General features: G+C 72.2%; 11 protein-coding genes and 1 pseudogene. 6 read left to right on the plus strand and 6 right to left on the minus strand.

Annotation, left to right across the window (positions count from 1 at the left end; all coding sequences use genetic code 11):
• Positions 1 to 68 precede the first annotated feature (68 nt).
• On the minus strand, positions 69 to 1,304 hold the full coding sequence (locus tag WMF29_RS19865) for an SPFH domain-containing protein (RefSeq protein WP_437330349.1): 1,236 nt from the start codon (positions 1,302 to 1,304) through the stop codon (positions 69 to 71).
• A gap of 307 nt (positions 1,305 to 1,611) precedes the next feature.
• Between WMF29_RS19865 and WMF29_RS19870 the strand changes: the two genes are divergently transcribed.
• Positions 1,612 to 2,730, plus strand: a complete 1,119-nt coding sequence (locus WMF29_RS19870) for a hypothetical protein (RefSeq protein ID WP_437330350.1) — start codon at positions 1,612 to 1,614, stop codon at positions 2,728 to 2,730.
• 14 nt (positions 2,731 to 2,744) lie between these two features.
• On the plus strand, positions 2,745 to 3,167 hold the full coding sequence (gene nikR, locus WMF29_RS19875) for a nickel-responsive transcriptional regulator NikR (protein WP_437330351.1): 423 nt from the start codon (positions 2,745 to 2,747) through the stop codon (positions 3,165 to 3,167).
• 47 nt (positions 3,168 to 3,214) lie between these two features.
• Here nikR and WMF29_RS19880 read toward each other — a convergent pair whose 3' ends face one another.
• From WMF29_RS19880 to WMF29_RS19890, 3 genes are read right to left on the minus strand one after another with little or no spacing between them, the layout of a single operon-like run.
• The gene (locus tag WMF29_RS19880) at positions 3,215 to 3,352 is read right to left on the minus strand and encodes a hypothetical protein (protein ID WP_437330352.1); all 138 of its coding nucleotides are present in this window, start codon (positions 3,350 to 3,352) and stop codon (positions 3,215 to 3,217) included.
• Positions 3,352 to 4,362 carry a hypothetical protein gene (locus WMF29_RS19885; protein ID WP_437330353.1) on the minus strand — a complete coding sequence of 337 codons (1,011 nt, stop codon included), beginning with the start codon at positions 4,360 to 4,362 and terminating at the stop codon, positions 3,352 to 3,354. The genes WMF29_RS19880 and WMF29_RS19885 overlap by 1 nt, the downstream gene beginning before the upstream one ends.
• A 28-nt stretch (positions 4,363 to 4,390) precedes the next feature.
• Positions 4,391 to 5,218, minus strand: a complete 828-nt coding sequence (locus WMF29_RS19890) for an SPOR domain-containing protein (RefSeq protein WP_437330354.1) — start codon at positions 5,216 to 5,218, stop codon at positions 4,391 to 4,393.
• Positions 5,219 to 5,536: 318 nt separating this feature from the next.
• On the opposite strand from WMF29_RS19890, the gene WMF29_RS19895 reads away from it, so the two are divergent.
• The 4 genes from WMF29_RS19895 (at position 5,537) to WMF29_RS19910 (ending at position 9,154) form a co-directional block, all read left to right on the plus strand.
• Positions 5,537 to 6,160 carry an RNA polymerase sigma factor gene (locus WMF29_RS19895; protein ID WP_437330355.1) on the plus strand — a complete coding sequence of 208 codons (624 nt, stop codon included), beginning with the start codon at positions 5,537 to 5,539 and terminating at the stop codon, positions 6,158 to 6,160.
• Positions 6,157 to 7,428, plus strand: a complete 1,272-nt coding sequence (locus WMF29_RS19900; RefSeq protein ID WP_437330356.1) for a tetratricopeptide repeat protein — start codon at positions 6,157 to 6,159, stop codon at positions 7,426 to 7,428. The genes WMF29_RS19895 and WMF29_RS19900 overlap by 4 nt, the downstream gene beginning before the upstream one ends.
• Positions 7,429 to 8,574, plus strand: a complete 1,146-nt coding sequence (locus WMF29_RS19905; protein ID WP_437330357.1) for a hypothetical protein — start codon at positions 7,429 to 7,431, stop codon at positions 8,572 to 8,574.
• A gap of 79 nt (positions 8,575 to 8,653) precedes the next feature.
• Positions 8,654 to 9,154, plus strand: coding sequence for a hypothetical protein (locus WMF29_RS19910; protein WP_437330358.1), 501 nt, complete (start codon positions 8,654 to 8,656; stop codon positions 9,152 to 9,154).
• 93 nt (positions 9,155 to 9,247) lie between these two features.
• On the opposite strand, the pseudogene WMF29_RS19915 reads toward WMF29_RS19910, so the two are convergent.
• Together WMF29_RS19915 and WMF29_RS19920 are read right to left on the minus strand one after the other, a co-directional pair.
• A pseudogene (locus WMF29_RS19915) lies at positions 9,248 to 9,499 on the minus strand (DUF1810 family protein); the annotation flags it as partial.
• Between the two features lie 26 nt (positions 9,500 to 9,525).
• Complete coding sequence (locus WMF29_RS19920; RefSeq protein ID WP_437330359.1) at positions 9,526 to 12,690, minus strand: CHAT domain-containing protein; 3,165 nt, start codon at positions 12,688 to 12,690, stop codon at positions 9,526 to 9,528.

The raw sequence follows: 12,690 nt of genomic DNA on the forward strand, positions 1-12,690 counted from the left end.
TTTGGCGACCGCCGTGGAGCGCCCCCCCGAGGGTCGCCGCGCGCGGCGGACAGCGCGCCTGGAAGGACTCAGATCTCTTCCAGAATCTTCGCCTTGCGGGCCTGGAACTCCTCGTCGGTGATGAGGCCCTTGCTCTTGAGCTCCCCGAGGCGCTCCAGGCGCTGCTCGATCGACGGCGCTGCGGCGGGGGCAGCCTGCGGCGCGCCCGGATAGCCCTGCGGCGCGCCCGGATAGCCCTGCGGCGCGCCCGGGTAACCCTGCGGCGCACCCGGGTAGCCCTGCGGCGCACCCGGCTGCTGCATGTGCGGCGGCACGAACTGCGGCTGGCCCTGCGCCGCGAGCGCGGGGTTCATCGCCTGCGCCAGGCCGGCGCCGATCGCCACCTGGGCGCCCAGCCCCGCGACGCCGCTGCCGTCGCCGCCCTGCGCCATCCCCTGGCCGGCGCCCATCATGGCCTGGCCGGCGGCGTAGTTCTGCCAGTTGCCCGCCAGCTGCTGCACGTACCGAGCGTCCTGCTGGAACCGCTGGTCGAGCTCGAACTGCTTCGCGCGGGCGGTGTCCTGCGCGATGCCGACGCCGCGGCGCGCATCGCCGCGCGCCTTGTTCGCCTCGCGGAGGAGCTTCTGCTCCTCGGCCGAGAAGTTGATGTTGAAGTTGCCGATCTCGAGGATCTTGCAGCCGATCTCCTCGAGGTTCGGCGCGGACTGCACGATGCGGGCGCCGAGCTCGATGCTCATGCCGCCGAGGTTGAGCAGGCTCTTCTGCTGCTGCGCGCAGACCTGGCCGATCACGGTCTTCACGCTCATGAAGAACTTGCCCTTGATCCAGCTCAGGACGACGTCGTTGTCGCCGCTGCCGCCGCACTGCCCGTGGTACCCGACGACGAACCGCACCGGATCGACCACGACCAGCGAGAACTCGCCGAAGATGCGCGGCGTCACGAACTCGAAGAGGACGGGGTCCTCCATCGACTCCAGCGGCCCGCCGAACGGCACGCCGCGGACCGGCTGCGTCTTGACGAAGAAGATCTCGGCGATGAAGACGTCCCCGCCCGTGAACTTGTTGACGAGGTTGTTCAGGAACGGGATGTTCTGGGTCTGGAGGGTGTGGCGCCCTGTGGGCAGGTAACCCATGTACCTGCCGTCCTTGAAGAAGAGGGCACACTCATCGCTGTCGACCGTCAGCTGCGACCAGAAGGGGACGTTCTGATCCGGGTGCTTGTAGACGATGAGATGCTTCGCCGCGTCCGGGCGCGCGATCATCATCTCGCGGACGCCGCTCTTCACGAAATCGAAAATCCCCATGTCGCGCTCCTCTTCGGTGTGCTCGGTGTGCTCGGTGTGCTCGGTGTGACGGACCTGCCGGTCCCCTGCCCCCCGGGACCTCGGGCTTCATTCCGGCAGGCGGCGCGCAGGGCCCGCGCCGTTCGTTCTCCGTTGACGATCGCCGCGCCTTTCAGGCACACAGCGGCCTCAGGATAATCCGCAGATCGCAGGGCAGCAATGCCCGCCGGGAGGACCGTATGCCCGTTGCTCCGCTCGCTCTGCCAGCTCTGCTTGCTCCGATCGAGCCGCTGGCGCCACATGGGGCCGCGCCGGCGAGGGCGCCTCGATGACCGCGCCGATCGACGTCGGCGCCCTCTCGGCGCCCGCGCAGAAGCTGGTGCAGCCGAGCGCGCCGCAGAAGCTCAGGGAGATGGCGGCGCGCGGCATCGCCCCCGGGCTCAAGCCGGGCGATGTCGTGACGGTGCTCGTGCTGCTCGCCTCGCGCGAGGACGAGCCGGCCCGCGAGACCGCGGAGAAGACGCTGGCGGCGCTCCCCGAGCCGCTGCTCCAGGGCGCGCTCGGCGCGGATCTGCAGCCGCCGGTCATCGATCGGCTGGCCCGCGCATACGCAGACCGCCTCCCCGTCGTCGAGAGGCTCTGCGCGATGCCGGGCATCGCCGCGGAGACGCTCGAGGAGCTCGCGCGGACCGGGGGCGAGGCGGTGACGGAGCTCATCGCCGTCAACGAGGAGCGGCTGCTCAAGAACCCGCGCGTCATCGAGAAGCTCTACCTCAACAAGAACACGCGGATGTCGACCGCCGACCGCCTCGTCGATCTCGCCTCCCGCAACGGGGTCGAGCTCACGGGCATCCCGGCGTGGCGCGAGGTCAGCGTCGCGATCAAGGACGAGCTCATCGCGGAGCCGTCGCCCGAGCCCACGCCGGACGACGTGCTGTTCAGCGAGACGCAGGCGCTCGCGGAGGCGCTCGCGGCGGACGAGCCGGTCGACACCCACGTCGAGGACGAGGAGGGCAAGGAGGAGATCAAGGAGCAGTACGTCCCGCTCTACAAGCGGCTCGCCGACATGACCATGTCGCAGCGGATCCGGCGGGCGATGCTCGGCTCGCGCGAGGAGCGCATGCTGCTCGTGCGCGACTCGAACCGCCTCGTGGCCAGCGCCGCCGTGCGCAGCCCGCAGATGCAGGAGGAGGAGGTCGTCCTCATCAGCCGCAACCGGAACATCTCGGACGAGGTGCTGCGGATCATCTCGACGACGCCCGAGTGGCTGAAGAGCTACACGGTGAAGCGGAACCTCGTGGAGAACCCGAGGACGCCGGTGCTCGTCGCGACGCGGCTGGTCCAGCACCTGCGCGAGTCCGATCTCCGGGGCATCGCGAAGAGCAAGAACGTGACGTCGCCGGTGAAGGACGCCGCGAGGCGGCACCTCGAGCGGCGCAAGAGCTGAACGGGGGACGAGCGATGAGCGACCTGGTCCGCTTCGGCGTGGCGATGGATCGCGCGCTGCTGGCCGACTTCGATCGGCGCATCACCGCGCAGGGCTACGAGAACCGCTCGGAGGCGCTGCGGGATCTGGTCCGCGCCGACCTGACGCGCGCCGCCCTGGACGAGGGGGCCGAGGTGGCGGCCACGCTGACGCTCGTCTACGAGCCCGAGGTGCGCGAGCTCGTGCTGCGGATCTCCGAGCTGGAGGAGCGGCGCGCGGGTTTGGTGGTCTCCAGCCTGCTGGTCCGCCTCGACGCGGCCCGGCTGCTCCAGGTGATGGTGCTGAAGGGCCGCGGACAGGAGCTGTCCGAGCTCGCCGGGCAGCTCGCCGGGGCCAAGGGGGTGCTGTCCTGCGCGCTCACGCCGGCCGCGGCGCTGCCGGGGGCGGCGCGCCGGTAGCAGCGGCGGCGCCCGGCCGCTGGGCTGACGCGGCGGGGCGAAGGCGGTCACTTGCGCAGCTTCACCACCGTGCCGGCCCCCTGGTTCGCCCAGTACACGTAGCTGTCGTCGACCGCGATGCCGCTCGGACCGTCCTGCTCCGAGGCGAGCACCTCGGCCTCGCCGCCCGCGATGGGCACCCTCATCACCGAGCCGTTCGCCGAGCCCTCGGCGCCGGCGTTCGTCCAGTAAACGTGGTCGCGGTCCACGGCGAGGAACCCGGGGTGGTCCTGCCGGACGCGAGCTCGACCGGATCGCCGCCGCCGAGCGGCGCCTTCATGACGGTGCCGCCGTCGCTGGTCGTCCAGTAGACCGAGCTGTCGTCGACCGCGATGGCCCTCGGGTTGTCCTGCTCCGTGGCCACGTCTCGGTACGTCTCGTCGACGAACGACCAGGCCCGGATCGCGTCGTCTCCCGCGGTCGCCCAGTAGATGCTCTGGCCTTTCACCGCGACGCCGGTCGGGTCGTTCGCGCCTTCCCAGACATGGATCACGCCGGGCGTCTGGATCAGCAGCGCCTGGACGTGGTTGGTCCCGCGGTTCGTCCAGTAGACGTCGCCGCCGGAGACCGCGAGGCCCACGGGGCCTTGCCGCCCGGTGACGACCGGGTCCGGCTTCTCGCTGCCGTCGAGCGACACCTTCATGATGGTGCCCTCGTCAGGCCTGTTCCCCGCGTAGTTCGTCCAGTAGACCCAGCTCGCGTCGACGGCGATCCTGACCGGCTCGTCGAGCCCGTCCTGGAGCGGCGGAGGCGTGGTGCTGCTGCCGTCGAGCGGCGCCCTGAACACGGAGCCGTCCTTCGCCTCCGGGGTGCCGCGGTTCACGCAGTAGACCTGCGTCGCGTCCACGGCGATGCTGACCGGCCGGTTCTGGCCCTCGGCCAGGACGAAGGGGGCGCACACGCCGATCGGGCACCCGCCGCCGGAGCCGCCCGACCCGCCGGAGCCACCCAGCCCCCCTGAGCCGCCGACTCCGCCGGAGCCACCGACTCCACTGGAACCACCGACTCCCCCTGAGCCGCCGGAGGCCCCTGCGCCGTCGAACCCGAGCTCGTCCAGCCCCGAGAGCGCGTTGCACCCGCACAGCGCTCCAAGGCTCGCGACGAGGAACGTCATCGCGGGCGGCGACAGCACGCGCCGCGCCGTTCGTGCAGACATCGGATGAGGGCTCTCCAGAGCTCCTGGTTTACGCGTCGTCACCGGGGCTGTCAGCCACTTTCACCGTGGTCTTGGGCGGGTCGACGATGAACGTCACGAGGCGCTCCTTGGCCTCGAACTCCTGCCGGTAGATCACGGCCGAGCGCTTGTACTTGAAGGGGCCCACGCGCACCCGGTGCCAGAGGCCGCGGCCCTTCACGTACGCCGGCTCGACGTACGCCTTGTGCCCGCGCCGGCGCAGGGCCGCCGCGAAGTTCTCCGCGTCGGTGGGGTCCTTGAACGAGCTCACCTGGAGCTGGTAGGCGCCAGGCCCTCCCCGCTCGGTCTCGGGCCCCTCCTCGCGCGACACGTGGCGGGCCATCGCCGTGAGCGTGTCGTTCGGGGCGACCTCGCCTCCGGAGGGCCCGAGCACGTGCTGCGCCGGCAGCGGGACCACGGGCAGCCGGTCCGCGGCAAGCGGCGGGGCGGGCGCGGCAGCGAGCGCCTCGGCGGAGGTGGCCGCCTTGGCCGCCCGCGGATCGCGCACCGCCTCGAGCGCTGTCGTCGGGTGCTCCGCGTCCGAGAGGACCGCGGGGAAGGTCACGTCCTCCCCGATCGTGGCGGGGCGCGGGGCCGGCTTCACGCCGGCCGGGTGGGCGCGCGCGACCAGATCGCCGAGCGGATCGGCGTTGACCGGCCGCTCGCGGTGCGGGGCGCGCAGGAGCGCCACCGCCGCGAAGACGATGCACGCCCCGCCGAGCGAGGCCAGCACCAGCGCGCCCGCGCGCGACGGGCGAGCCCCGGGATCCTCTTCCTGGATCTCCTCGAGGTTCCGCACCGCCCCGGTGTCCATGCTCTCGCCCTTGCTGCGCCTCATGCGTCCTCCTCACCCCGTCTACCCTGCCCCGCCGGCGGCCAACAACTTTCGTGTGCTACTTTATCCTACATCTTCCGGACGGGTCCGGTCGCTGCGAGCGCTCTCGGGCGAGCGCGCGCTTCGGCGGGGCCGGGCAGCCTCGCATGCGCGGCGCGCGCGGGGAAAGTTCTCGGCCGGCGCCGGGCGCGCGCTGCCCGCCCTGTTCCCGCGGGCTTCGTCCGCGGTGAGCCGTCCCGCCACGCTGCCGTGACTCAAGGGGGCCGATCGGATCACGAGCGGCAGGAGGCGTTCGGTCATTCCCAGCGGAGCCCCACGACCATGGTGATGCGCGCCGGCGCTCTCGCCCCCCCGCGACGGCTCGGCGTGGTCGCGTACGCGAGCGACGAGGCGCTCGTGGAGGGCCTCCGCGCGAGGCATCCCGCCGCGCTCTCCGCCTTCCACGAGCGCTTCTCCGGGCACGTGCTCCGCGTCCTCGGCCGGCTGCTCGGCGGCAGCCGCGACCTCTCCGACGCTCATCACGACGCCTTCGTCCGCGCGCTGTCCTCCCTCGACACCCTGCGCGATCCGGCAGCGTTGAAGGCGTGGATCACCTCGGTCGCCGTGTTCACGGCGCGGACCTGCATCCAGCGGCGCGCGCGCCGGAAATGGCTCCTCTTCTTCGCCCCCGACGAGCTCCCACACCTCGTGGAGCCCCCGTACCAAGGTGAAGTCCACGAGGCGCTGCGCGCGACCTATCGCGCGCTGGAGCGGCTCCCGGCCGACGAGCGCATCGCGTTCGCGCTGCGGCGCATCGAGGGGATGGATCTCCAGGAGGTCGCCGGCGCCTGCGGCGTCTCGCTCGCAACCATCAAGCGAAGGCTGGCCCGCGCCGAGGTCCACTTCCTCGAGGCGGCGCGGGACCAACCCGCCCTCGAGGAGTGGCTGAAGGGAGGCACGCCATGAGCGATCATCCGTCGCTCGATCGTCTTCGTGAGCTCCGCCGGGCCCAGGATGAGGAGCTCGCGGCGCAGGGTCTCGATGGTGCGCGCCGGCGGTTCCTGGAGGTCGCGGCCGGCGGCTCCTCCCGTCCCGGGGCTGCCCGCCTCGGCCCCGCGCGTGCTCGGTGGATCGCGCCGGCGGCCCTCGTGGCGCTGGCAGGAGCTTGCGCCGCGCTGCTCCTCGTCCTGCTCCCCTCGTCGCGGTCGCTCTCGTTCGCGGTCGGCTCGGCGCAAGGCCAGGTCGGGGCGTGGATCGCCGCCGGCGCGGACGCTCCTCTGGCGGTCGCCTTCTCGGACGGCACGTCCCTGGCGCTGGACGCGAACGCCCGGGCGCGCGTGGTGGCCGCCGACGCGCGTGGCGCGCGCGTGCTGCTGGAAGGCGGCCGGCTCACGGCGACGGTGACCCACACCGCGACGAGCGCCTGGAACTTCGACGTCGGCCCGTTCGACGTGCTGGTCACCGGCACGCGCTTCGAGCTGAGCTGGTCCCCGGTGAGCGAGGAGCTCAAGCTGGTGCTGCGGGAAGGATCGGTCGCCGTGTCGGGGCCGCTCGTGGGGGGGCGGCGCACCGTCGCTGCGGGAGAGACGCTCGATGTCTTCTGCAAGGAGCAGCGCTTCGAGCTCACGCGCGGGGAGCTGCCCGCCGCCGCCCGGCCTCCGCCGTCTTCCACGCGCATCGATCAGGCGGCCTCCGAGCCGGCCCCCGCGGCCACCGGCACCAGCGAACGAGCGAGGATCGCGAAGGCCGCGGACGCCTCCCCGCGCCCGCCGAGCTGGCGCGATCTCGTGGCGGGCGACAGGTACCGAGAGGCCATGACCGCGGCCGAGGCCGAGGGCTTCGACGGGCTCGTCGCCCGCGCGAGCGCGGCGGATCTGCTGATGCTCGCGGACGTCGCCCGCTTCTCCGGGAAGCCGGATCGCGCCGCGGCGGCGCTCACCGCGGCGCGGCGCCGGTTCGCGGGCTCCGGCGAGGCGGCGAAGGCCGCCTTCCACCTCGGCCGGATGGCGTTCGACCAGCGGCGATCGTACGCCGAGGCCGAGCGCTGGTTCCTCGTGTACCTCGAGGAGCAGCCGGGCGGCTCCTTTGCGCAGGAGGCGCTCGGAAGGGTCATCGAATGCCGGGAGTCGATGGGGTCGGCCGGCGAGGCCCGCGAGGCCGCGCGCCGCTACCTGGCGCTGTATCCGGCGGGGCCGCACGCCGCGCACGCCAGGGATCTCCTCGAGGGGGAGTGAGTGCCGCCTCGAAAACCGGCTCGCGCGGCGCACGGCGGAGCCTGGGCGCTCGGGCTCTGCCTCCTCGTCGCCCCCGAAGCGCGCGCGGCGCCGCCCGAGCCGCCGCCGGAGCCGCCGCGCCCGAAGGTCGTCCTGATCGCCGATCGCCGCTCGGACCCCATCATGGCGCGCGTCTACGCCGAGCTCGCGACGCTCGGATTCACGGTGGAGGTCGTGCGGGTGCGAGGCGCCGATGCGCCCTCCCACGGACCCCTCGAGACGAGCGCGCGCGAGGCCGGAGCGGCGGTGGCGCTCCGCGTGGCGGAGGTGCCAGGCGGCGTCGAGGTCTCGATCGACCAGGGTGCGACGGGCAAGTCGGTCCAGCGCACCGTGATGGCCGACGATCCCGCCACGATCGCGATCCGCGCGGTGGAGCTCCTGCGCGCGAGCCTCCTGGAGGTGCGCTCTCCGTCGCCATCGCGGGGCGAGGTTGAAGCCGATCCGGCGGCCCCCGCCGTCGTCGACGCGCGAGAGCCGCCGCCGGCCAGGCCCGCGCCCGTCGCCGCCCCCCTCCCGCGAGCCGACGGCGCCTCCCAGGCGCGCCCTCCTCCGCCATCCACGCCGGTCGCACCCCCACGAGCACCGGCGACGTTCGGAGTCGGGGCGGCGCCCGCGCTGCTGTGGAGCGCAGGCGGCCTGCCCGCGACCCCGATGCTCGACGTATCGGGCTATGTGATGATGGGAGCGCGGCTGGGGCTCTCCACCTTCGTCCAGATCCCGCTCACCAGCGCGAGCCGCGAGGGCAAAGAGGGCACACGGCGCACGCGCGTGGCGCTCGCTGCCCTGGGGGTGCGCGTCCCGCTCGGCCCCACCGACGCCGCGTGGCTGCCATCGGCCGGCGCAGGGCTCGCCGCCGCCTGGCTGCACGTCGAGGGCGAAGGCCGCTCGCCCAGGTACGCCGGCAGGTCGGAGGACGCGTACGCGGTCGCGGCGTACCTGCGCGCAGGGCTCTCGTTCGCGCCGACTCCTCACCTGCGGATCAGCGAGCACCTGCTCGCCGGGATCGCGGCGCCGCGCATCGCGATCGACGCCGCAGGCCGCGCGACCGACACGTGGGGTCGCCCGTTCCTGGGCGCGTCTCTCGGGGTGGAGCTCGCGCTGCCATGAGCCGAAACGGGCAGCTGCCGTGACCTCAGCGCAGACCATCTGGACGCCGGGCGCGTCGGCGCGCGGCGTGGAGGATCCAATGAAGATCACGGCTACGAAGCTCTGGGCTCTGGGCTTGTCGGCGGCCTTCGCGTCCGCGCAGGCGGCGTGCGGCGACCGCCATGTCGATCCGATCGTGGAAGTCCACCTGGCGACCTCCGTCGAAGGCGCCACCGAAGGGCCGTGGGCTGCCTGCGTCTCCTCCGGGGACGAGGGCAACTTCGCCCTCCCCCACGTCTGTCCGGATCCCGAGCCGAGCGGAGAAGAACGCAGGTGCAGGGTGGCGTACGTGGCCGAGCGACAAGACGATGGATCGACGTGGTGCGATGTGGCGGCGCAATGCAATTACGAGTGCGAAACGGCGGAGGACTGCCCGCGGCCGCCGAGCGGAACCGCAACGCCGGTGTGCAACTCGATCTGCGAGCTGCCCTGCGACGAGAACACAACGTGCCCGAGTGGCATGGAGTGCTGGCACATGTTCCACGGACCTGGCCTCTCGGACGAACAGGGCTTCTGCATGTGGAAGTACGAATGTGACTGAGGGTCGACAGGGCGATCGCAACGCCGCCCGCCTTCGTGGCACGAAGCTGCAGGCCGACGACGGCCAACGCTGCGTGAACCGCGCGAGCGTCTGCGGATCAGGCTCGGCACCGCAATACTTGTCGAGCGCCGCAACGAGCGCACCCTCGTTGGCAGCGGCGCGTGCGAACAGGGTCATCGACGAGCGAGACTTCATGTCCTCGGGACTATCGCAGATGTCGTACAGCGAACGCCCCTCGACCTGGTTTATGAGGCGAGCCCACTCAAGCAACCTCGGGCCGCGCGTCGGGTGCTGCAGATAGGCTTCGGCTTCGGCCTTCGGAGCGATGCCATACGTTCGAGCCATGGCGCTGTGGCCCGGAGCGTTCGACCTCACCCGTTCGCACCGGACCCGTTCCCACCCGCGACGCTGGGTACAGGAGGCAGCTGGAGGTCGGCGGAGGCGTAGAGCGTGTAGACGAGCCCGAGGGGATTATGCCGGTGCAGCAAGGCCCAGCGCGCCTCCAGCAGCGCGTCGGCCGCGGTCTCGCCGCGGAGGAATGACGCGAGAAAGAGCTCGCCGAACTCCGCGGCGAGCGGCTCCCAGACCTTCACTTCGGTCGTGATGACACCGCCCGCGCCGCGATCGTCCACGAGCGCCTGGAGGAACGGGCTGAGCGCTTTGGGCGAAAAACCGCCGGTGCTGCAGGCGTTGAGGAACACGAGCGGCGCGTTCTCCCAGCGCATCCCGCTCGATAGCGCCCTCGCCGTGATGGTGCCCTCGCTTCGGCCGATCGCCTGGACCAGCAGCGCAGGATCGAAGCTTCCCTTCGGGCCCTCGCGCCGCGCGTGGCAGTAAAAATAGATGACGTCGAGCAGCGGATTCTGGAGGCAATCGAGGATCGGGTTGCGCTCGTCACGGCTGTCCACGCGCGCGACGCTCGGCTCGGCCTGCTTGAGCGTGGCGAGGTGCCGCTCCGCAAGCGGCAAGCTCGCGTTGCGTCCGACGAACACGCTCGCTGGGCGCCCGCCCGACACTCCATTTCTCGCCGGCGGGCCGTCCTGTCCGATGATGCCGTCCATCGCCTGCGTCTGCCGCTGGGGCAGCTCGATCCGGTGCTGGAAACCCCAGAAATGCAGCGGGCACACGACGGTCCGGGCGTCGGGGGCGCCGGCGCGTCGCAGGACGCAGGACGGAGCGTCGCTGCAGCGCTCGGGGCGAGGCCGGCCCTGGAGCGGAGCGAGGCACACCGTCGGCTCCCCTCGCTCCGGGTCGAACTCGCGATCGTAGACGACCGCCCATGGCACGACCTTGTCGCGGACCACGTGCGCGGCCTCGATGGTGCGTCCGGAGCCGTCGAGCAGGCGCGCGATCCGCTCGCGATCGTGGCTTGGAACGAGGGCTGCGAAGATCTGGAAGCCGTACTGCGCGAGCCTCTGGAGGGCGTCGCGCAGATCGGCCTCGCTCCCGCGGTTTTCCTCGCCAAAGCGGTACGCGGGGGGCGCGTCGAGGTCGTCGGGATTGAGGCAGATCGTCGACAAGTCGTCGATCGTGCTGCGGACGTTCGTCACGTAGTCGGGCAGGTTCTCGTCGATCCGGACGTCGAAGCGGCCGGCGCTCTTCACCGAGAGGACGTACCGGCCCTCCCAGTCGTTGGCGACGATGCTGAGCGCACGCTTCGGCCGCCTGCGAATGGCTTCGAACCCGGTGACGCCCCCGTACTCGGCACGGAGCAGGTAGCCCGCGTCGCGGAGCCGCTCGTCGTCGGGCTGCGCGTCGACCGCGGCGGCGAGCGCGCGCCTGCGGAGTTGAGGCGCCACGTCGGGCTCGCCCTCGGCGAGGACCAGCGCGGCGAGGCGGAGCGACTGCACGACGGCGTTGCGGAAATACAGGCACACGCGCAGCCGAGCGGCTCCGGGTGCGCGCGGGCGCACGGCGAAATAGAGCGGCTCGCTCGACCCCTTCCGCGGCAGCCAGAGCTCCTGCACCGGATCGCCGATCACGTCGAAATCGAGCCCGGTCACCGCGACCTCCAGCCAGGCGCCGTGCTCCTCCGGGCTCAGCTTGATGACCTCGTCGAGGAGATCGAGCGCGCCGACGACGGGCACGGGCCGCCTCCCCGGTCCGATCTGCACCTCCAGGTGGTAGACGCGGCCCGCACGGAGGCGGCCGTCTCGCGGATCCACGAAGACGAGCGCGCCGTCGTCGCCCGCCTCGTGGAGGGAGGCGCTCGTATAGCGGCGCTCCTCACCGGACGTGCGGCGGGGATCCAAGGTCTCCGGAGCCATACCTTCCAGAGCGGCGCGGCGCGCGCCGGGCTGCACCTGGTCGCGGAGCTTGGCAAGGCTCTTCCCGAACGAAACGAGCTGCTCGGGCCGCTCCGGCTCGAACCTCTCGGCGCGCGTCACGACTTCCGAGAGGGCTTCGTCGAGCGCGTCGGGCGGCGGCCCCAGCGCCAGCTCGTACAGCTCGTCATCGACACCCGGAGCGGCTGCCTCGTCCTCGTCGATCACCTCCTCGAAGCTCTCGAACGCGTCTTCATCGCGGCGCCGCCGCACCGCGCTTGCGAGCTTGAGATGATCCTGGATCGCGCCGAGCCGCGAGATCCGCAGCCCCTCTTCTCGCCCGGCGCCGACATGCAGCGCGCTGCGGCGGCCCCACCATCCCCGATTGCGGGCGTGTGTCGCGTCGAGCGGCTCGTCGCGGAAGAGCGCCGCGACGGCTTCGGTGACCCGGCTATCGTCCTCCCACCAGGGTACGACGAGCACGGCCGGGCCTCCCCGCCCCACGAGCGCGGTAGCGAGCTCGGAGAGGTGGCTGCGTCCACCCCGGTGCGGCCAATCCCACGGCCAGAGGCCCGGGTCGCGCAGCACCAAGAGGCGGGTTTGCCAGCGTTCGGTCAGACGGGCAAGCCAGCCGAGCGTATGCGGGCGCTCGGGGTCGGCGGTGGAGAGGAGCGACTCCTTGTCGTCCAAGGGCCACGCGGTGCGCTCGAAATACACGACGTCGGCCGTGGGCCAGTCGCCGCGAAGGCTCTCCAGCTCACGCACGGGCCGCGCATCGGTGCGTACGACGCTGTCGAGGCCTTCGCGCTCCCGCATGTCGAAGGCGGCGCGAACCGCAGCGTCGAGCGGACGCGCCTCCTCCGGATCCACGTGGAGCAGGCGCAGCGGGAGCGCGAGCGGGATGCTGCGCGCGCGAGGGAGCACGGGCGATACCCGCGCTATGCACTCGCCGACCTCGAGCAGCCCCTCGAGCAGCGTCTCCCACGGCACCGCGGCGAGCTGCGCGTCGTCGAGAAGGAGGGCGAGGCGCGGCACGACCCGCACCGACGGGTCGGTCGCGGCGGTCGCGCAGCGCTCTCTCCACGCCGCGAGGCGACGCCGGAAGCCGATCTCGCCGAGGAGCACGAGCACGGAGGCCCAGTCGCCCCGGTCCAGGTCCGCGATCGGCAGCCGGCCCTCCGCATCCGCGCCCGTCCCAAGGATCGCGGCGCTGCCGTCCGGTGAGCGCCGCACCTGCAGCTCGAGATCGATACGCCGGTACCGTGTCGCCAC

It is taken from the genome of Sorangium sp. So ce381, assembly GCF_051473845.1.
Classification (GTDB): domain Bacteria; phylum Myxococcota_A; class Polyangia; order Polyangiales; family Polyangiaceae; genus Sorangium; species Sorangium atrum.